General features: G+C 71.2%; 16 protein-coding genes and 3 tRNA genes. 8 read left to right on the plus strand and 11 right to left on the minus strand.

Annotated elements, in window-relative coordinates:
* Positions 1-97 precede the first annotated feature (97 nt).
* On the minus strand, positions 98-874 hold the full coding sequence (locus tag AB4Z14_RS13300; protein WP_442275595.1) for an SDR family oxidoreductase: 777 nt from the start codon (positions 872-874) through the stop codon (positions 98-100).
* Positions 874-2,019, minus strand: coding sequence for an acyl-CoA dehydrogenase family protein (locus AB4Z14_RS13305; RefSeq protein ID WP_020144477.1), 1,146 nt, complete (start codon positions 2,017-2,019; stop codon positions 874-876). The genes AB4Z14_RS13300 and AB4Z14_RS13305 overlap by 1 nt, the downstream gene beginning before the upstream one ends.
* A gap of 98 nt (positions 2,020-2,117) precedes the next feature.
* Here AB4Z14_RS13305 and AB4Z14_RS13310 point away from each other — a divergent pair, with 98 nt between their 5' ends.
* Positions 2,118-2,744 carry a TetR/AcrR family transcriptional regulator gene (locus AB4Z14_RS13310; protein ID WP_442275596.1) on the plus strand — a complete coding sequence of 209 codons (627 nt, stop codon included), beginning with the start codon at positions 2,118-2,120 and terminating at the stop codon, positions 2,742-2,744.
* A gap of 13 nt (positions 2,745-2,757) precedes the next feature.
* Entirely contained in the window at positions 2,758-3,300 is a 543-nt protein-coding gene (locus AB4Z14_RS13315) for a 2'-5' RNA ligase family protein (protein WP_442275597.1), read from the plus strand.
* Between the two features lie 4 nt (positions 3,301-3,304).
* Here the strand turns inward: AB4Z14_RS13315 and yczE are convergent, their stop codons facing one another.
* Complete coding sequence (gene yczE, locus AB4Z14_RS13320; RefSeq protein ID WP_442275598.1) at positions 3,305-4,036, minus strand: membrane protein YczE; 732 nt, start codon at positions 4,034-4,036, stop codon at positions 3,305-3,307.
* Between the two features lie 7 nt (positions 4,037-4,043).
* On the opposite strand from yczE, the gene yczR reads away from it, so the two are divergent.
* Together yczR and AB4Z14_RS13330 are read left to right on the plus strand one after the other, a co-directional pair.
* Entirely contained in the window at positions 4,044-5,543 is a 1,500-nt protein-coding gene (gene yczR / locus AB4Z14_RS13325; protein ID WP_442275599.1) for a MocR-like transcription factor YczR, read from the plus strand.
* 35 nt (positions 5,544-5,578) lie between these two features.
* Positions 5,579-6,619, plus strand: coding sequence for a magnesium transporter CorA family protein (locus AB4Z14_RS13330; RefSeq protein WP_442275600.1), 1,041 nt, complete (start codon positions 5,579-5,581; stop codon positions 6,617-6,619).
* A gap of 63 nt (positions 6,620-6,682) precedes the next feature.
* Here the strand turns inward: AB4Z14_RS13330 and ettA are convergent, their stop codons facing one another.
* The 7 genes from ettA to AB4Z14_RS13365 form a co-directional block, all read right to left on the minus strand.
* Entirely contained in the window at positions 6,683-8,365 is a 1,683-nt protein-coding gene (gene ettA, locus AB4Z14_RS13335; protein WP_020144471.1) for an energy-dependent translational throttle protein EttA, read from the minus strand.
* Positions 8,366-8,433: 68 nt separating this feature from the next.
* Positions 8,434-9,042: a single-stranded DNA-binding protein gene (locus tag AB4Z14_RS13340; protein WP_442275601.1), complete on the minus strand. Its 609-nt coding sequence runs from the start codon at positions 9,040-9,042 to the stop codon at positions 8,434-8,436.
* Positions 9,043-9,196: 154 nt separating this feature from the next.
* Positions 9,197-10,885, minus strand: coding sequence for a GTPase (locus AB4Z14_RS13345; RefSeq protein WP_442275602.1), 1,689 nt, complete (start codon positions 10,883-10,885; stop codon positions 9,197-9,199).
* The gene (locus AB4Z14_RS13350; RefSeq protein WP_442275603.1) at positions 10,882-12,591 is read right to left on the minus strand and encodes a dynamin family protein; all 1,710 of its coding nucleotides are present in this window, start codon (positions 12,589-12,591) and stop codon (positions 10,882-10,884) included. Before AB4Z14_RS13350 ends, AB4Z14_RS13345 begins: the two co-directional genes overlap by 4 nt.
* A gap of 133 nt (positions 12,592-12,724) precedes the next feature.
* Positions 12,725-14,434 (minus strand): SulP family inorganic anion transporter, encoded by a 1,710-nt coding sequence (locus AB4Z14_RS13355; RefSeq protein ID WP_442275604.1) that lies wholly within the window; start codon positions 14,432-14,434, stop codon positions 12,725-12,727.
* Between the two features lie 130 nt (positions 14,435-14,564).
* Positions 14,565-14,637, minus strand: a tRNA-Arg gene (locus tag AB4Z14_RS13360).
* 56 nt (positions 14,638-14,693) lie between these two features.
* A complete protein-coding gene (locus tag AB4Z14_RS13365) occupies positions 14,694-15,884 on the minus strand; it encodes a PrsW family intramembrane metalloprotease (RefSeq protein WP_442275605.1) in 1,191 nt (396 codons plus the stop codon).
* 69 nt (positions 15,885-15,953) lie between these two features.
* Here AB4Z14_RS13365 and orn point away from each other — a divergent pair, with 69 nt between their 5' ends.
* The 3 genes from orn (at position 15,954) to AB4Z14_RS13380 (ending at position 18,157) form a co-directional block, all read left to right on the plus strand.
* Positions 15,954-16,577 carry an oligoribonuclease gene (gene orn / locus AB4Z14_RS13370; RefSeq protein WP_200959189.1) on the plus strand — a complete coding sequence of 208 codons (624 nt, stop codon included), beginning with the start codon at positions 15,954-15,956 and terminating at the stop codon, positions 16,575-16,577.
* A gap of 146 nt (positions 16,578-16,723) precedes the next feature.
* Positions 16,724-16,799 (plus strand) — tRNA-His (locus tag AB4Z14_RS13375).
* A gap of 185 nt (positions 16,800-16,984) precedes the next feature.
* Positions 16,985-18,157, plus strand: a complete 1,173-nt coding sequence (locus AB4Z14_RS13380) for a glutamate--cysteine ligase (protein WP_442275606.1) — start codon at positions 16,985-16,987, stop codon at positions 18,155-18,157.
* A 34-nt stretch (positions 18,158-18,191) separates the two neighbouring features.
* On the opposite strand, the gene AB4Z14_RS13385 is transcribed toward AB4Z14_RS13380, so the two are convergent.
* A complete protein-coding gene (locus AB4Z14_RS13385; RefSeq protein ID WP_442275689.1) occupies positions 18,192-18,611 on the minus strand; it encodes a DUF5994 family protein in 420 nt (139 codons plus the stop codon).
* A 442-nt stretch (positions 18,612-19,053) separates the two neighbouring features.
* Between AB4Z14_RS13385 and AB4Z14_RS13390 the strand changes: the two genes are divergently transcribed.
* A tRNA-Lys gene (locus AB4Z14_RS13390) sits at positions 19,054-19,126 on the plus strand.
* Positions 19,127-19,195 lie beyond the last annotated feature (69 nt).

Below are 19,195 nucleotides of genomic sequence, written 5' to 3' on the forward strand. Positions count from 1 at the left end.
TGTCAAACCCGGCCCGGAATGCGTCCGGCCCCGTGCGCTCGCACGGGGCCGGACGGCATACATCGTCGGCGAATCGCCTTGCGGCGGAACGGATCTCCTAGAGGGCGCCACCCAGGGTGACGCCACCGTCGATCGTCAGCGTCTGACCGGTGACCCATGACGCGTCGCTGCTCAGCAGGAAGCTGACGGCGCCCGCGACGTCCTCGGGCAGGCCGAGGCGCTTCATCGGGTAGGCGCGGACGACCTTCTCCTCGCGCCCCTCGTAGAGCGCCTCGGCGAACTTCGTCTTGACGACCGCGGGGGCCACGGCGTTGACCCGCACGTCGGGACCGAGCTCGTAGCCGAGCTCGGTCGTCAGGTGGATGAGCGCCGCCTTGGACACGCCGTACCAGCCGATGACTCCGCTCGCGCCCTGGCCGGCGACGGAGGCGAGGTTGACGACCGACCCGGGGTGGGCCTCGTCGCCGAGCCCGGCCGCGACGGCCTTCTTGATCCACGAGAAGGCGGCGACGACGTTGACGTCGAGCACCTTGCGCGCGATGTCGAGCCCGGTGTCGAGCATCGGCCCGTAGACAGGGTTGATGCCGGTGTTGTTGACGAGCAGGTGCAGCCCGCCGAACGTCTCGCGCGCCGCGCTGATGACCTCGTCCTGGTGGTCCTCGTCGGCTGCGTTGCCGGCGATGCCGAGGGCGTGCTCCGGACCGCCGAGCGTGGCGACCGCCTCGGCGAGCGCGTCCGGCTTGCGGGCCGTGATGACGACCTTGGCCCCCTCGGCGACGAGGCGCTCGGCGATGCCGAGACCGATCCCGCGGCTGGCGCCGGTGATGATCGCGACGGCACCCTCGTGGCGGCCGCCGCGTGCGTCGGCCGCCATCAGAAGCCGAGGTCCCGGCCGATGAGCTCCTTCATGATCTCGTTGGAGCCGGCCCAGATCTTCGTGACGCGGGCGTCGCGCCAGGCGCGGGCCACGCGGTACTCGTTCATGAAGCCGTAGCCGCCGTGCAGCTGGACGCAGTGGTCGAGCACGTCGTTCTGCACCTCCGAGCTCCACCACTTCGCCTTGGCGGCGTCGACGGCCGAGAGCTTGCCCTCGGCGTGGGCCGCGATGCAGTCGTCGACGTAGGCCTCGGCGACCTCGATCTTCGTCACGAGCTCGGCCATGAGGAACTTGTTGTGCTGGAAGGCGCCGATCGGCTGGCCGAACGCCTTGCGGTCCTTGGCGTACTGGATCGTCTCCTCGAGGATCGCCTTGGCGTGGGCGACGTTGGAGACGGCGGCGCCGACGCGCTCCTGCGGGAGGCGCTGCATCATCGAGATGAAGCCCATGCCCTCGGGGCCGAGGCGGTTCTCGTCGGGGACGCGGACGTTCTCGAAGAAGAGCTCGGCCGTGTCGGACTCGTCCATGCCGACCTTGTCGAGCTTGCGGCCGTTCTCGAAGCCCTCCATGCCGCGCTCGACCATGAGCAGCGTGATGCCCTTGGCACCCTTGGACGGGTCGGTGCGCGCTGCCACGATGACGAGGTCGGCCTGGTAGCCGTTGGTGATGAAGGTCTTGGAGCCGTTGAGGATCCACGAGTCACCGTCCCGGACGGCGGTCGTCTTGAGCGCGGCGAGGTCGGAGCCACCGGAGGGCTCGGTCATGGCGATGGCGCAGATGAGCTCACCGCTCGCCATCCCGGGCAGCCAGCGCTGCTTCTGCTCCTCGGTGCCGAGGTCGACGATGTAGGGCGGGCACACGTCGGAGTGGATGCCGAAGCACGAGCTCGTCGCGGCGTTGAAGCGCGACATCTCCTCGGCGACGACGGCGTTGAAGCGGTAGTCGTCGACGCCGGCACCGCCGAACTCCTCGGGGATGTCGAGGCCGAAGAAGCCCTGCTTGCCGGCCTCGAGCCAGATGTCGCGCGGGATCGACTTGCCCTCGATCATCTCCTCGGCGCGCGGCGCGAGCGTGCGGGCGACGAACTCGCGCGCGGAGGCGCGCATCGCCTCGTGGTCCTCGTCGTAGATGTTGCGGGGCATAACGTCCTCCATCGGGCGTGCTCACGGGTGCGACGCGCTGGTACCCGTCGGTAACTAAGCGCTTGCTTAGTTTCCCTCCCCTGCGGCATGCTGTCAACGTGCCGCAGCCCACCACGACCCCGCCGTCCGTCGGCGCCCGGACGTCCGACCCCGACGCCTCGACCGTCGAGCGGCTCCTGCAGGCCGCGGCCCACGCGTTCGCCGACAAGGGCTTCCACGCCACGACCACCCGTGACATCGCCTCCGGGGCCGGGCTCTCGCCCGCCGGGGTCTACGTCCACTTCGGCTCCAAGGAGGAGCTGCTCTTCGCCCTGAGCCGCAGCGGGCACGAGTCCGCGCTGCGCCTCATGCGCTCGGCCATCGCCGAGGGCTCGACGCCTGCCGAGCAGCTCGTCACCGTCATGGCGCGCTTCACCGAGTGGCACGTCGAGCAGTACCAGGTGGCCCGCGTCGTGCAGTACGAGCACCACCACCTGACCCCCGAGCACCACGCCGAGGTCCTCAAGCTGCGCAAGGAGATGGACTCCCTCGTGCGTGACGTCCTCGACCGTGGGGTGGCCGACGGGACGTTCTCCGTCGACGACAGCGCCGACACCGCGCTGGCCCTGCTCTCGATCGTCGTCGACGTGGCCCGCTGGTACTCCCCGACGATCCGACGCAGTCCCGCCGAGATCGGCGCGACGAACGCCGCCCTCGCGCTGCGGCTCGTTGGCGCCGGGCACTGAGCGTGCCGCCATCATGACCTCGGCCGTCACCGGCCACTCGGTGCTCCAGGTGCCGGTGCCGGTCCTCGAGCCGTTCGTCCTCGCCCGCACGCGGCACTACGACGCCGACTACGTCTCGGCAGACCCGGACTTCGTCCACGCGCACGTCACGGCGCTCGCGCCGTTCCTCGACCTCGAGTCCCTGACGCAGACAGCGCTCGACGTCGTCGCCGAGATCGCCGCAGCGACAGAGCCTTTCGCGTTCACACTCGAGGCCGTCGACACCTTCCCCAACGGGATCGTCCACCTGCTGCCCGAGCCGTCGGCGCCCTTCGCCACCCTCACGTCGCGGCTGCGGGAGGCCTTTCCCCAGTGCCCGCCGTATGCCGGTCGCTTCGGTGACGTCGTGCCGCACCTGACGCTCGACGCCCTCTCCGACGTGGTCACCGAGGAGTCGACCCGCAGGCTGGCCGCCCCCCGTCTCCCGGCCCGCTGCCGGGCCGAGCGACTCGACCTCGCGTGGTACGAGCCGGGCGCCTGCAGGGTGCTCCGGTCCTGGCCCCTCACCGGCGCCTGAGACGTCAGCTCGTCGTCGAGCCCAGCGCCGACGTCGGCGTCACGGGGGCGGCGCCCTCTTCGGGCGCGGCGCCGTCCTCACGCGGGGGCGCTCCCGCAGGGGCGAGGTCGATGGTCAGCCGGGGCAGGAAGAACTGGACCAAGGGGCCGATCGTCACGGCATACAGCACGGTGCCGAGGCCGACGGGTCCACCGAGCAGCCAGCCGACCGCGAGCACGACGACCTCGATGGTGGTGCGGACGAGCCGGATCGACAGCCCGGTGCGCCGCGCGAAGCCCGTCATGAGCCCGTCACGGGGGCCGGGACCGAGCTGGCTGCCGATGTAGAGGCCACCGGCGACGCCGTTGAGCACGATGCCGGAGGCGAGGAGCGCCACCCGGGCCCACATCGCCTCGGGCGGCGCGATGAGCGCGAGGCCCGCGTCGGCGGCGAGGCCGATGACGACGACGTTGGCCACGGTGCCGAGACCTGGCCACTGCCGCAGCGGCACCCAGAGCAGCAGGACGAGCGCACCGACGATGATCGTCACCTGCCCGAAGGTCAGCGACACGTGCGTGGCGATCCCGGCATGGAAGACGTCCCACGGGTCGAGCCCGAGCGTCGAGCGGATCATCATCGCCATGGAGACGCCGTAGAGCACGAGTCCCACGAGGAGCTGGACGACGCGGCGCGGGAGGCGGCCGGCACGCAGCTGCTGCCGCGGAGTGAGGTTCGCGAGGGGGACGTGACGTCTCATACCGTCCATGATGCCGACCAGTGGACTGCCTTTTAAGGGCCAGTCGTGGGACAGTGGACCGGTGCGCACCATCTCGGCCCGGTCACTGGCCCTGCTTCTCGGGTCCGGTCCTCTCCCCCGGCCGGCCTATCGCGGTCTCGCCGACGGCATCCGCCGACTCGTCTCCGACGGACGGCTCCTCGTCGGGACGCGGCTGCCGAGCGAGCGCACGCTGACGACCGAGCTGGGCCTGAGCCGCACGACCGTCGGTGCGGCCCTCGACGCCCTGCGCGACGAGGGGTTCGTCGCGACGCGGCGCGGCTCGGGAAGCGTCGTCTGCCTTCCGGCCGGGCCCTCGGGCCTCGCGCTGTCGCAGGCCGGCCTCATCCCCACGGACGTGCCGCCCGACGTCATCGACCTCACGTATGCCGCCCTCCCGGCCGCCGCCGGTGTCACCGCGGCCTACGAACGGGCCCTTCTCGAGCTGCCGCGCTTCCTCGCGACCGCGGGCTACGACCCACGCGGGCTGCCGGAGACGCGCGCCGCGGTGGCCGACTGGTTCGAGGGCCGGGGGCTGTCCACCTCCCCCGACCACGTCGTCATCACGTCCGGTGCGCACGGTGGACTGTCGGCCGTGCTCCGCTCCCAGCTGGACATCGGTGACCGGGTCCTCGTCGAGAGCCCCACCTACCCGAACGCCATCGTGGGGGTGCGGCGTTCGGCGTACCGCGCAGTGCCCGCGCAGCTGACGGCGACGGGGTGGGACGTCGAGGCGATCGAGGTCGGGCTGCGTCAGAGCGGCGCCCGGGCGGCATACCTCATCCCCGACCACCAGAACCCGACCGGACTCGTCATGGATGCGCCCACGCGACAGGCGCTGGCCGGCGTGCTGGCCCGGGCGAACACCGTCCCGGTCATCGACGAGACGTTCGTCGAGCTCGGCCTCGAGGACCCGGACGGCGCGGCACGAGCTGCGCCCTTCGCGGCCTCCTCCCCCGCCGCCCACACCCTCGGCAGCGCCGGCAAGACGTGGTGGGGCGGCCTGCGCGTCGGCTGGGTGCGAGCACCCCGCGGCGGTGCCGAGGCCGTCATCGAGGCCCGCCACAGCCTCGACCTCGGCACGGCGATCCTCGAGCAGCTCGTCGTCACCGACCTGCTGCGGCAGGGTGAGTCCCTGCTGACCGAGCGCCGGCGCGAGGCGCGCTCCCGGCGCGACGCCCTCGTCACGGCTCTTCGCCAGCACGTCCCCGACTGGCGCCTCACGGTGCCCTCGGGCGGCCTGAACCTCTGGTGCGAGCTGCCGGAGGCCAGGGGCGACGAGCTCGCTCGGGTCGCCGAGTCCGCCGGCGTCCGGCTGGCCCGCGGTGGACAGTTCGGGGTCGAGGGCGGTTTCACCCGCTGGGTCCGGGTGCCCTTCTGCGTCGCACCCGACGAGGCCGACGAGGTCGGCCGACGGCTCGCCACCGCCTGGCAGCTCGCGCTCGGCGAACGCCCCACGACTCGCGAGGTCACGCCCCTCATCGCCTGACCGTGCCAGCGCCTCGGGGCTGCGAGACTGGCCCGGTGAGCAACGACGGAACCGGGCGCATCACCTCCTGCCGGTGGGAGCACGGCAAGGTGGTCGACGAGGGCTTCCCGCTCGAGGACGTGTCCGAGCTGCTGGGTCGCGAGGACTCGCTCATCTGGGTCGACCTGTGCGAGCCGGACCACGCCGGCCTGCGCGCCCTGTCCGCGGAGCTCGGGCTCGACCCCCACGCCGTCGAGGACGCCGTCTCCGCCGGCGAGCGACCGAAGGCGACCCGGCACGCCAAACACACCTTCCTCACCGTCTATGCCACCCGGCTCGAGCCCGGCGGCACCTCGACGGGCGCCAACGGTCCCGAGCCCCTGGGGCCGGAGTCCCGCCTGCGCACTGCACGGATCTCGGCGTTCGTGCTCCCGGGCGGCATCATCACCGTCCGCGGCACCGACGAGGTCGACATGCAGCAGGTGCTCGACCGGTGGAACGACGACCCCGAGCTGCTCGCGCTCGGCGTCGGAGCACTCGTGCACGGGCTGCTCGACACCGTCGTCGACGGGCACTTCGAGGCGATCCAGCAGCTCGACGACGCGATCGAGGACCTCGAGGACCTCCTCTTCGACGAGAGCGGGCGCATGCACGCCGTCCAGGTGCGCACCTACCGGCTGCGCAAGGAGCTCGTCGAGCTGCGACGTGTCGTGCTGCCGATGCGCGACGTCGTCAACGCGGTGCTCCGTCACCGGGGCGAGCTCGACCAGCGGCACACCGAGCTCGACGGCTTCTACGACGACCTCTACGACCACGTCCTCCGGGCTGCCGAGTGGACCGAGTCGCTGCGCGACATGGTGACGACGATCTTCGAGACCAACCTGTCGCTGCAGGACGCCCGGCTCAACACGGTGATGAAGAAGCTCACCGGCTGGGCCGCGATCATCGCCGTCCCGACCGCCGTGACGGGGTGGTTCGGCCAGAACGTGCCCTACCCCGGGTTCGGTCGGCCCTGGGGCGTCCTCTTCAGCGCGGCCGTCATCGCCGGCGTGGCCGTCACGCTCTACGGCGTCTTCCGGCGCAAGGGCTGGATCTGACGCGAGAGGACCGGGATGCGTGCATCCCGGCCCTCTCGTCGACGGCGTCGCCGTCGCTCGCGGTCAGTCGCGCGTCAGCTTGCGGTAGGTGACGCGGTGCGGACGGGCGGCCTCCGGACCGAGGCGCTCGACCTTGTTGGCCTCGTAGGACTCGAAGTTGCCCTCGAACCAGTACCAGCTGGCGGGGTTCTCCTCGGTGCCCTCGTAGGCGAGGATGTGCGTCGCGACGCGGTCGAGGAACCACCGGTCGTGGGTGATGACGACGGCGCAGCCGGAGAACTCGAGCAGCGCGTTCTCGAGGGAGCCGAGGGTCTCGACGTCGAGGTCGTTGGTCGGCTCGTCGAGGAGCAGCAGGTTGCCGCCCTGCTTGAGCGTGAGCGCGAGGTTGAGACGGTTGCGCTCACCACCGGAGAGGACGCCAGAGAGCTTCTGCTGGTCGGGGCCCTTGAAGCCGAACTGCGACACGTAGGCCCGTGAGGGGATCTCGACGTTGCCGACCTTCATGTGGTCGAGGCCGTCGGACACGATCTCCCAGAGGTTCTTCTTCGGGTCGAGACCCTCGCGGCCCTGGTCGACGTAGGAGATCTTGACGGTCTCGCCGATCTTGACCTCGCCACCGTCCGGCTCCTCGAAGCCGACGATCGTCTTGAAGAGGGTCGACTTGCCGACGCCGTTGGGGCCGATGACGCCGACGATGCCGTTGCGCGGGAGGGAGAAGGAGAGGTTGTCGATGAGGACGCGCTCGCCAAAGCCCTTCTTGAGGTTCTTCACCTCGATGACCGTCGAGCCCAGACGCGGGCCCGGCGGGATCTGGAGCTCCTCGAAGTCGAGCTTGCGGGTGCGCTCGGCCTCGGCCGCCATCTCCTCGTAACGGGCCAGACGTGCCTTGCTCTTGACCTGACGACCCTTGGCGTTGCTGCGGACCCACTCGAGCTCGGTCTTGAGCCGCTTGGCCAGCTTGGCGTCCTTCTTGCCCTGGATCGTCAGTCGCTCGGACTTCTTCTCGAGGTAGGTCGAGTAGTTGCCCTCGTAGGGGTAGAGGCGACCGCGGTCGACCTCGGCGATCCACTGGGCGACGTTGTCGAGGAAGTAGCGGTCGTGGGTGACCGCGATGACGGCGCCGGGGTAGCCCTCGAGGTGCTGCTCGAGCCAGAGGACCGACTCGGCGTCGAGGTGGTTGGTGGGCTCGTCGAGCAGCAGCAGGTCGGGCTTCTGCAGGAGCAGCTTGCAGAGGGCGACGCGGCGACGCTCTCCTCCGGAGAGGTTGGTGACGGGCGAGTCCGGCGGCGGGCAGCGCAGGGCGTCCATCGCCTGCTCGAGCTGGCTGTCGAGGTCCCACGCGTCGGCGTGGTCGATGTCCTCCTGCAGCTTGCCCATCTCGGTGAGCAGCGCGTCGTAGTCGGCGTCGGGGTCGGCCATCTCGGCCGAGATCTCGTTGTAGCGGTCGAGCTTCGCCTTGATCTCGCCGGCGCCCTCCTCGACGTTGCCGAGGACCGTCTTGTCCTCGTTGAGGGGCGGCTCCTGCAGGAGGATGCCGACGGTCGCCCCGGGGGCCAGACGCGCCTCGCCGTTGCTCGGCTGGTCGAGTCCGGCCATGATCTTGAGGATCGTCGACTTGCCGGCGCCGTTGGGGCCGACCATGCCGATCTTCGCGCCGGGGTAGAAGGACATCGAGACGTCATCGAGGATGACCTTCTCGTTGTGTGCCTTGCGCGCACGGGTCATGGTGTAGATGTACTCGGCCATGCGCAGAAGGCTATCTGTCTGCGAGCGCGGCACCGAATCGGTGTCCGCGCTCGCGGACCTTGTCGACGTCAGGCCGTGAGCCGCTCGACGACCTCGTAGTCGTCGGTCTCGGGATCACCGGTGGCGAGCACCCCGCCGGCGTCGTCGCGCGCACCGTCGGCCGGGTCCGCGCCGGGGTCGTAGTCGTCGTCGACGACCCCGTCCGCGTCGACGTGGGCGGGGCGCTGGTCGGCAACGGCTGGCTCGCCCTCGGCCAGGGCGCGCACGGACGCCTGGACGTCGGGGTCGGCCGTGCGGTCCTGGCCGAGCGCGGCCGCGCGGCTGACGCGCTCGAAGCTCGCGCGTCCCCACGACAGGTCGTGTCCGACGTGGTCGGCGTCGATCTCGGGCGAGGTGCGCGGCTGGCCGTCGTTGCCGACGTACTGCTTGATCGACAGGTTGCCCTCGACGATGACCGGCTGGCCCTTGCGCAGCGCCGAGGCCGCGTTGGCCGCGAGCGCGTTGAACGCGATGACGCTGTAGAAGCTCGTGTCGCCGTCGACGAAGCGACCGTCGGCAGTGCGGCGGTAGGGCGTCGTGGCGACGCGGAAGGTCGTGAAGATGCTGCCGTTGCGGCCGTGTCGCTCGACGGGCTCGGTCACGACGTTGCCGTGCACGGTGATGCGGGTCTCGTTCATCGCTGCTCCTCGGAGGGTTCCAGGGGCGGCCTCGCGCCGCCTGCACCCACCCTCGGACGCGACGGGCCCGGCCGACAGCGGGCGTCAGCCGCCTGTGGACACCAGGACACCGGGCCGAGGGGATGTGGACAGCGCCCCCTGCGCCCGGGGCGCGTCAGCCGGCTGCGGCCTCGAGGTGCTCGCGGGTCTCTCGGTGACGCAGGAGGACCTCGTCGACGGGGATGAGGATGTGCTCGTCGGCCACGGCCGCGACGGACTCGGTCAGGCGCTTGCCGACGACGGTGCGCCGGTGCCGAGCACCGACGCGCGCCCACCACCGGGACAGGATCCCGAGCCCGACACCGATCAGCACGCCGACGATGAGCATGACGAGCGGGAGCGGCAGGATGCCGACGGCGGGGGTCTCAGGGCGCGGGAGCTGCAGCAGCGCGAAGGCCCACAGCACGGCATACCAGATGAGCCCGGCCAGGGCGACGAGTCCCAGCACCCACTGGAGGATGTTGACGACGAACCACCAGACCGGGCGGCGCGCGCGCAGGGAGGTGCCGATGACGGCACGGTCGAGCGAGTCGCTCAGCGCGCCGTCGCCGCCGTCGACGGCGTCCTCGACGGCGTGGGCCCAGCGGACCGGCAGCCCCTCGGACGCGTCGCGCACGAAGCTGCGCGTGGCGAGGTCGACGGCAGAGGCGGTCGACACGGTCGGGGCCGGGATCGACGACCGGCCGAGCACGGCGCGCACGTCGGCGCCGTCGATCTCGACGGGGATCGGCGGCCGTCCGCCGGTGCGGTCGAGACGGAGACGACGGAGCGGGTCCGAGGCGAAGCCCTTCGTCCATCGGGCGAAGAGCCAGCCGGTGTGCGCGAACGCCTCGCGACGGTAGTCGCGCGCGACGGCGTCGAGCACGATGGGGACACCCGCTGCGCGAGCCAGCGAGGCGTCGAGGGCCTCGCGCGGGACACGGCCCACGTCCGCCTCGGAGTCGGCGACCCCGGGACGCAGCTTCGTCGCGGCACCGACGACATCGGCCTTGAGGCGCTGACGCGAAGCAGCATGTCCGGCAACGGCATTCGCCAGTCGCTGCTTGAGCTCGGGAATCCCCTGACCGGTCAGGGTGGAGGTCGCGAGCACCTTGGCGTCGGCGACTCCGTCGGCCAGGAGGAGCTTCGTGAGGTCCTGGGTGAGGACCGTGACACCCTCGGCGGTCAGACGGTCGGCCTGGTTGAGCACGCCGAGGGTGACGGCGTCGTGGTGCGACAGGAGGCTCACGAACTCGTCGTGCAGTCGGGCGTCGGCGTACTTCTGCGGGTCGGTCACCCAGACGAAGACGTCGACGAGCTCGAGCACGCGCTCGGCCTCACGACGGTGCTCGAGCTCGCGGGAGTCGAAGTCCGGCAGGTCGAGGAGCACGAGCCCGTCGAGGGAACCGGCGACCTGGACGGGCCCGTCCCCCGCACCGGCCGACGTGTCGACGACGTGACGGGAGGCCACCCCCAGCCACTCGAGCAGCTCGGACGCGTCGGCGTCGCCCCAGAGGCCGGCCGTCGGGCGGGAGGTCGTCGGGCGACGGGCACCGATCGTGGCGACGTCGGCGCCGACGAGGGCGTTGAAGAGCGAGGACTTGCCGCTGCCCGTCGCCCCGGCGAGCGCGACCACCGTGTGGTCACCGGCGATGCCGGAACGCTCGACGGCCCGGTCGACGACCCGTCGCGCGACCTCGACGCCCGAGGGGTCGAGCTCGTCGGCACCCGACACGAGCGCCATCGACAGCTCGGTCGTGCGCGTGCCCAGCTCAGCCGCCGAGACCGTCGCCACCCGGGCGCGGCCCATCCTGATCGGGCTCATCGCGCTGCCTTGACTGCGGCACCGGCCGCGGACAGGTGCTCGGTCTGGTCGGTGTCGACGTGCAACGTCGTGACAGCTCCTTCGTAGCGGGCGAGCTCGGCGGCATACAGCGCGTCGACGCGCGCGGTGAGCTGCTCGCGGGCCTGGCGCGCGAGCTCTCGGACAGCCTGGTCGCCGAAGACGGCCTCGAGCAGCTTCTGGCCGACGACGGCCGTGCCGCCCGCGATGCCGACCTCGGCGCCCGTGATCCCAGCCGTGCTCGCGAAGGTCACGAGCATGAGGACCACGCCGAGACCGTTGACGCCGTAGGCCATGATCCGGGCCGTCGTGCGGCGGTCGCGACCCTCGTCGCGGACCATCTGGAGGATGTCGCCCTGCCAGTCGCGGACGAGGCGCTGGATCCGCTGGTCGAGGTCGGTGCCCGAGCGCGCGAGGGTCGGGTCGGCGGTGAGCAGCTGGTCGCCGCCGGGCAGGGTGCGCCACGAACGCGAGATGGCGCCCGCCGCGAGCTCGGCGCGGTTGACCACGAGGGACTCCACACCGGACTGGAGCGCCTCGCCGAGGTGGTCGGCCCGGGCCGGCTCGCCCTTGAGGAACGACGTGAACCGGTCGCGCACCCTCGAGACGGTCGACTCGACCTGCCGGAAGAACTCTCCCGTGCCGACGAACTCCTGCCACCGGGCGAGCACCTCGCCGCGGAGCAGGGTGCCGTCGAGCATGCCCGCGTGGACCTGCGCCCTCGCCTCGTCGTAGGCCGCTGCGGCCGCGTCGACGAGCGCCCGGCCCGCCGCGGTCTGGTCCTCGGAGGCGGCCACGAGCGACTGGGTGCGGGTGTCGAGCGAGACGAGCGCCCCCTGGAGCGTCTGGCGCACGACGTCGGCGCGAGCCTGCGCATCGCCGGCGAGAGCCGCGAGCCAGCCCCGCAGCCGTTCGGTCTGGTCGGCGGGCAGCAGGCCGTCGACCAGCTCGGACTCGACGACCGTGAAGATCGGCGCCTGGTCGAGCCCCTGCTCGCGCAGCATCGACGCGAAGTGCGTGCGGATCTCGTCGACGGCGGCGGCGGGCACGCGGTCGAGGACGACGGCGACGGCGGTGCCGCGTTCGAAGGCCTCGCGCAACAGCTCCCACGGGACGGCGTCGGCGTAGCGGGCGGCCGTCGTGACGAAGACCCAGAGATCGGCGGCCGCGAGCAGCTGCGTCGCCAGGTCACGGTTGGCCTCGACGACGCTGTCGATGTCGGGCGCGTCGAGCAGGGCCAGCCCGGCGGCGACCTCGTCCGTCGAGACGAGGCGCACCGCGCCCGGGCCGTCCGACGACGAGTGGCGACCGGTGATGCGGGCCAGGGTCGGCAGGATGCGCGGACCCGAGAACCACGCGGCGTCGGAGGGGTGGTGGATGAGCACCGGCGAGCGGGTCGTCGGCCGCAGGACGCCGGGCAGGGTCACCTCGCGCCCGACGACGGAGTTGACGAGCGTCGACTTGCCGGCGCCGGTCGAGCCGCCGACGACGGCGAGGAGCGGGGCGTCGAGCGAGGTCAGGCGCGGGATGACGTAGTCGTCGAGCTGGTCGAGCAGACGGGTGCGCGCGAGGCGCGCAGCCGGGGCCGACGACAGGTCGAGGGGCAGGGAGGCGTCGGAGACGGCAGACCGAAGTGCCTGAACGCTCGCGAGGAGACGGGCATTGCCCACCCCTGAATCACCTGCCACGCCCGTATCCTTCCGTGTCGCACTGGCACAACCAAACTGAAAGGCGGCGCGCCTCTACGACATACCCCGAGTCGTGACCTGAGAGTGCCACGCGGGCACCGGATCCGCCCGGTGGACACGGGCGTCCGGCCGCTCACTCGTCCGGCCGACCGGCCCGTTCCCGGCGCTCGGCCGCCACGGCACGGGCGACGTTGCCGTGGAGGTGGTCGGCACCGAGCCGTTCCATGACGCCGTCGAGCTCGAGCGTTGACCGCACCGAAGCCTTGAGCCTGGCCAGCCGCAGGACGACCCCGGAGTCCTCGGCCAGATCGAGCACGTCGGCCAGCTTGGCCGACCCCTGGGAGTCGACGTAGTCGATGCCGCCGCAGTCCAGGACGATCCCCTTGACAGCCGGGTCCTCGTGGATGACCTCACGGACGCGGTCCTCGAGGGCGTCCGACGTGGCGAAGAACAGCCCGCCGTCCATCCGGATCACCACGATGCCGGGGACCGTCTCACCGTCGGGGTGGTCGGCGAGGTCGCGGTAGACGTCCGTGCCCGGCTCGCGTGCGAGCGTCGGGATGTGCGGTCGGGTGGAGACCTTGATGAGCCAGAAGATCGACAGCGCCACCCCGATGATGACGCCGGCCAGCACGCCGAAGACGAGAGCGCCGAGCAGCGCCGCGACGGCCACCGCGAAGTCGAAGCGCTTGACACGGAAGAGGCGTCGCATCTCCGGGAGATCCATCATCCCCATGACGACGGCCTCGATGATGATGGCGGCCAGCACCGGCTTGGGCAGGTCGGAGAAGAGCGGCGCCAGGAGCAGCAGCGTCAGAAGGACCGCGAATCCCGTGGTGAGCGAGGCCAGCCCCGACTTGGCGCCGGAGTGGTCGTTGAGCGAGCTCGCCGACAGGCTGGTCGAGACGGGCATCCCCTGCAGGACGCCCGAACCGGCGTTGGCGAACCCCTGCGCGACCGACTCCTGGTCGATGTCGATCTGGTAGCGGTGCTTGGCGGCGAAGGCGCGCGCGTCGCCAGCGGTCTGGGAGAAGCCGATCAGCACCAGGGCGAAGGCCGCCACGGCCCCGACGCCGACGTGGTCCCACATCAGCTGCATGTCGGGCAGGACGAGGGTGGGCAGACCTCTCGGCACGTCTCCGACGAGGGCGACGCCGTGGTCACCCAGACCCAGTAGCCACGAAGCGAGCAGACCGCCGACCACCAGCACGAGCGCACCCGGCACCCTCGGCGCGACGACGCGCAGACCGAAGACGACGGCCAGCGAGAGGACGCCCACCAGCACCGTCGTGCCGTGCGCGTCGCCGAGCGTCGTGAACCACGACCGCAGCTCCTGGAGCGGGTTGCTCCCCGACACCTTCGTGCCGGTGAGCTTCGGCAGCTCGCCGATGACGACGTCGATCGCGGCCCCGAAGAGGAATCCGGTGACCACGGCACGGGAGAGGAACTGGGCGATCCACCCCATCTTCAGCACCGCGACGAGCAGGTAGAGGACCCCGGACGCGAGGGTGATCCCCGCGACGAACGACGCGACGGCCTTCTCGTCGGCGATGCCGGCCGCGAGGACGGCGCTCGCCGCGACGGCCGCGAGTCCCGAGCTCGGCCCCACCGAGATCTGCCGGCTCGTGCCGAAGATCGCGTAGAGGATCGCCCCGGCGGCTGCCGCGTAGAGGCCGTTCTGCACGGGAATCCCTGCGATGCCGGCATAGCCGAGGTTCTTCGGGACGACGAGCGCGAGGACGGTGACGCCCGCGATGAGGTCTCCCCTGAGCCAGCTGCGGTCGTACGAGCGCAGCCAGCCGATGATGGGGATCCTGCTGACTCCCGAGGCTCGATCCGACATGAGCGCGCCGCCCTCCCGTCAGGCGCGCGGACGACACCGGGGCGGTGCGATCCATCACACGCCGGCTGACGCCACCAGCATCGCAGCCGATGACGGAGCGCGCCGAGTATTCCGGCAGGCCGGTGCACAGTGCCCCCGGCAGGACTCGAACCTGCGACCAAGAGATTAGAAGGCTCTTGCTCTATCCGCTGAGCTACAGGGGCGGGTCGCCCGATCCGGGCGCCGTCCAATGATAGGCACCGCTAGGCGCCGCGCCGGCTCAGGTCACGGGCGAGCCGACGAAGTCACGACGGTGCGACGTGATCGCCTCGAGCAGCACCATCTCGCGCTCCGACGCCCCGTCCTCGGCGGTGCCGTGGACGAGCCGCGAGCGCAGCAGCGCCAGGTCGCTCGCGCTGTCCTGGAAGGCGTCCATCGACCGCTTCGCAGGACGACCGCCGTTCTGCCGCGCCCAGGCCCGCGCCGCACGACGCAGCCGCAGGTGGGAGAGCATCGTGACCTCGGCGTGGGTGAGCCAGCCGGCGTCGGCGTACGGCGAGAGGTAGCGACCGATGAGCCGACCCTCCCGCCGACGCAGCCAGAGGAGGAAGCCGATGAAGGCGAGGAAGAGCGGCACCTGGTAGGAGACGTACGCCGCGAAGAAGCCGTCCATCCCGGCGAGCGCCGAGAGGTTCCAGAGGCCGTGGAGCAGCATGGCGCAGAACCACCCGGCGAGGATCGAGACGACGCGCACCACCGGACGTCGGGCGGACACGGCGATGCCGATCCCGATGCCGGTCAGCGACGTGAAGAGCGGGTGACCGAACGGACCCATGAGCCCACGGACGAGGAAGGTCGACGTCAGGCCCTCACCGCCGTACTCGTTGTAGGCCTGCCCGAGGTAGAGGATGTTCTCGCTGAAGGCGAAGCCCGCTCCGATGAGCCCGGCGTAGACGATGCCGTCGATGATCCCGTCGAACTCGCGCCGACGGAACAGGTAGATGAGCAGGATGCCCAGGCCCTTGAGCGTCTCCTCGGTGACCGGCGCGAGGTAGACGGCACCCGTCTCGAGCGGGTCGGTCCAGCGCGCCTCGACGAGCATCTTGAGGCCGAAGGTGTTGAGGAAGAAGGCACCGACGACGGCGACGAGCGCCCCCCAGAGGAAGGCGAAGACGATGTACCGCGCCGGCTCCGCCTCGTAGCGGTCGAGCCAGAGGAAGGTCGGCACGATGACGAGCACCGGGATGATCGCCATGAGCGCCGACGTGACGATCGTCTGGGTCGTGAGCCGGTCGCCGAGGATGCCGAGCAGGATGAGCAGGCAGACGAGGAAGACCGATGCCGCGACGCCGATGGTGAGCGCGGTGCGGAGCATCGGCCGTCGGGTCGGGTTGCGCGCCGGACTCCATTGCTGCGCCTGCCCGCCCGGGCTCGCGCCAGTCCCCTGTGTCGTCACGTCCCCTGAGGTCATGAGGGCAGGCTAGTGCAGCGCTGTGGCCGCCGACCGGGGCTCGTCCCCCTCAGCCTCTATGGTGGACCGGTGAGTGACACCAACCACCGAGCCATCGCCGACCGGATCATCTGGATCGACTGCGAGATGACGGGCCTGTCCCTGAAGTCCGACGCCCTCGTGGAGGTGGCCGCCCTCGTCACGGACTTCGAGCTCAACCAGCTCGGCGACGGCATCGACGTCGTCGTCAAGCCGCCGGACGAGGCCCTCGAGCAGATGGACGACTTCGTCCGCGACATGCACACCAGCTCGGGCCTCATCACCGAGCTCGACTCCGGGGTCACGCTCAAGGAGGCCGAGCACATCGTCCTCGACTACGTCCGCACCTTCGTCCCCGAGCCGCGCAAGGCCCCGCTCGGCGGCAACACCGTCGCGACCGACCGCGGCTTCCTGTCGCGCGACATGCCCGTGCTCGAGTCCTACCTCCACTACCGCATCATCGACGTCAGCTCGATCAAGGAGCTCTCGCGCCGGTGGTACCCCCGGGTCTACTTCAACGCCCCGAAGAAGTCCGGCGGGCACCGGGCGCTCGCCGACATCCGCGAGTCGATCGCCGAGCTGCGCTACTACCGCCAGGCGGTTTTCGTGCCGCAGCCCGGCCCCGACAGCGCCACCGCCAAGGCGCTCGCGTCGCCTCACGTCATCGAGCACTGAGCGCTGTGGAGCAGCCCTTCGGGCGATGGCGTATGCCGTCAGCGGTGCCGTCGACGGGGTGGTCACGAGCACCTCACGAGAGCCTGTAGCATTGTCGACGCCGTGACACGGCGCCGAGCCCTCGGGCCCGGCTCGTGTTGTGCATGGTGGGTGTAGCTCAGCTGGTAGAGCACCTGGTTGTGGTCCAGGTGGCCGCGGGTTCAAGTCCCGTCACTCACCCCAACGGTCCTGCTCGTCAGGATGAACGCATGGCCCGGCTCCCCGAGGGGAGCCGGGCCGTGCTGCATCTCGGACCGGTCCCGGGCTGAGGCAGTCCGGCGCCGATAGGCTCGTCCCAGCCGCTCACACCGGCCCGCAGCCCGCAACGCTGCTCTGCGGTCGCTTCCCCGACGACCCCGAGGTGACCCATGAACGACCCGAGCGAGCCGTCGGTGGACGCGCGGTTCTCACCGTCTGCCGGTCAGACCCTGGGCGTCGAGTGGGAGATCGGTCTGCTCGACCCGGCCACGCTCGACCTCACCTCGCGCGCCGTCGAGCTGCTCGGCCTCGCCAACGGACCCGAGGACACGGGTCACGCCCGACCGACGAAGTCGCGGTCGACCGTGACGCAGGAGCTGCTGCGCAACACCGTCGAGATCGTCACCGGCGTCTGCGCGAACGCCGAGGAGGCAGCCGCGGACCTCGCCGACGGACTGGGGCGCGTCCAGCGCGCGGCCTCCGAGCTCGACGTCCTGCTCTACGGCGGCGGGGCGCACCCGTTCGCCCGGTGGGAGGACCAGCAGGTCACCGAGGGCCAGCGCTACGCGACCCTCATCGACCGCACCCAGTGGTGGGGCCGGCAGATGGTGATCTTCGGGGTCCACGTCCACGTCGGCGTCCGATCCGCCGCGAAGGTCTGGCCCCTCGTCAACGCCCTGCTGACCTACCACCCGCACCTCACGGCCCTGTCGGCGTCCTCCCCCTACGGCTCGGGGGCCGACACCGGCTACGCGAGCAACCGCACGATGCTCTTCCAGCAGCTGCCCACGGCCGGCCTGCCCTTCCAGTTCGAGACGTGGGCGCAGTACCGCGCCTACCTCCACGACGTCTTCACGACCGGGGTCGTCACCGACGCGAGCGAGCTGCGCTGGGACGTCCGGCCGTCGCTGCGCCTCGGCACCATCGAGGTCCGGGCCTGCGACGGCTTCTCGCGCCCGCAGGACGTGGCCGCCGTCGCCGCCCTCATCCACTGTCTCGTCGCTCACCTCGAGCACCAGCTCGACGAGGGCGTCCTCGCACGCCCGCTGCCCCCGTGGCACGTGCAGGAGAACAAGTGGCGGGCGGCCCGCTACGGGCTCGACGCGATCATCATCCGCGACGCCGACAACGCCGAGGTCCACGTCGTCGACGACATCCACGACCTCCTCGAGCAGCTGCAGCCCACCGCGCGGCGCCTCGCGTGCACGCGTGAGCTGACAGGGATCGAGGACATCCTGCGCGACGGCGCCGGCTACCAGCGGATGCGCGCGGCCGTCATGGACGACGGCGCCGGCGACCTGCGGGCCGCCGTGCGCGCCATGCTCGTGTCAGACGGCCCGTGACGTCCGACGGCGGCCCGGCGGGAGACCGCCGCCGCTACTCCCCGACCGTCGCCATCGCCGTGCGTGCGGTCTCGCCGTCGGTGTCGGGCGGGAGCACCGTGAGGACGAGCCTGCCGTAGTTGCTCAGGGACAGCAGGACGTGGTCGGGGAAGCGACTGTGCTCGAACCAGCCCAGGTGCGTGATCCCGATCGGGCTGCGCACCGTGCGAGGTCCGTCCTCCCACCCGGCACGCTCGTAGCCGAACCGTGCGATCCGAGCGCGGGTGCGGTCGTGCACGGCGACGTCGAGCAGCGGCACCTCGACGCGCAGGTCGCTCGACCTCGGCCACCACACACCGTCGGAGGCACTCACCCCCAGATGGGGCGACAGGGCGAGGCGACTCGTGAGGTCGTCGGGCGGTGGCCCGGCGGCGGCCTCCGGTAGGGAGGTGTCGGTGGGCGGGGACAGGGGCATGGCGTTCACGGTGGCTCCTCCGGGAGCATGACGAGATGGGTGGCCGCGGCTCGCTCGTCACTTCCTGCCCTGGAGGACCGACGCCGCGCAAGGGTCGGGTCCTCTCCTGCCGACGGGGCACCCTGACCGGGTGACCCTGTCTCCACTTCAGCGTACGCCCGCGGCGCCGCACCGGCGCCTCCGCGGCATACCGCACAATGGGGTCATGCTCATGGGGAACAAGAAGGCCCAGCGGATCACGGTCGGTGTCATCATCGGCGTCATCGTCGTCAGCCTCGCGCTGTCACTCATCTCGACGGCGAGCGCGACCCCGTAGTCACGCGAATCCGCCCGCAGCACCGGGCCGCCCGGCCCCTGCGAGGGCCCAGGCGCGGGACTCGGGACACCTCCGGGCGACCGATTTTGTCCCGGCGCGGGACGGCTGCTAACGTTTCCCCTCGTTGCGCCGCTAGCTCAATTGGCAGAGCAAGTGACTCTTAATCACTGGGTTCGGGGTTCGAGTCCCTGGCGGCGCACTTCAAGACCCCCGTTCGGAGCGATCCGGACGGGGGTCTTCCCTTTGTCCCTCTTGATTCGCGTATCAG

The organism is Terrabacter sp. 2TAF16 (assembly GCF_052115065.1).
Taxonomy (GTDB): Bacteria; Actinomycetota; Actinomycetes; order Actinomycetales; family Dermatophilaceae; genus Terrabacter.

Bases quoted from the DNA above. Each gene is read 5' to 3' on its own strand.
- AB4Z14_RS13300 (WP_442275595.1), bottom strand. From the start codon at position 874: ATGGCGGCCGACGCACGCGGCGGCCGCCACGAGGGTGCCGTCGCGATC.
- AB4Z14_RS13305 (WP_020144477.1), bottom strand. From the start codon at position 2,019: ATGCCCCGCAACATCTACGACGAGGACCACGAGGCGATGCGCGCCTCC.
- AB4Z14_RS13315 (WP_442275597.1), top strand. From the start codon at position 2,758: ATGACCTCGGCCGTCACCGGCCACTCGGTGCTCCAGGTGCCGGTGCCG.
- yczE (WP_442275598.1), bottom strand. From the start codon at position 4,036: ATGAGACGTCACGTCCCCCTCGCGAACCTCACTCCGCGGCAGCAGCTG.
- yczR (WP_442275599.1), top strand. From the start codon at position 4,044: ATGATGCCGACCAGTGGACTGCCTTTTAAGGGCCAGTCGTGGGACAGT.
- ettA (WP_020144471.1), bottom strand. From the start codon at position 8,365: ATGGCCGAGTACATCTACACCATGACCCGTGCGCGCAAGGCACACAAC.
- AB4Z14_RS13340 (WP_442275601.1), bottom strand. From the start codon at position 9,042: ATGAACGAGACCCGCATCACCGTGCACGGCAACGTCGTGACCGAGCCC.
- AB4Z14_RS13345 (WP_442275602.1), bottom strand. From the start codon at position 10,885: ATGAGCCCGATCAGGATGGGCCGCGCCCGGGTGGCGACGGTCTCGGCG.
- AB4Z14_RS13355 (WP_442275604.1), bottom strand. From the start codon at position 14,434: ATGTCGGATCGAGCCTCGGGAGTCAGCAGGATCCCCATCATCGGCTGG.
- AB4Z14_RS13365 (WP_442275605.1), bottom strand. From the start codon at position 15,884: ATGACCTCAGGGGACGTGACGACACAGGGGACTGGCGCGAGCCCGGGC.
- AB4Z14_RS13380 (WP_442275606.1), top strand. From the start codon at position 16,985: ATGAACGACCCGAGCGAGCCGTCGGTGGACGCGCGGTTCTCACCGTCT.
- AB4Z14_RS13385 (WP_442275689.1), bottom strand. From the start codon at position 18,611: ATGCCCCTGTCCCCGCCCACCGACACCTCCCTACCGGAGGCCGCCGCC.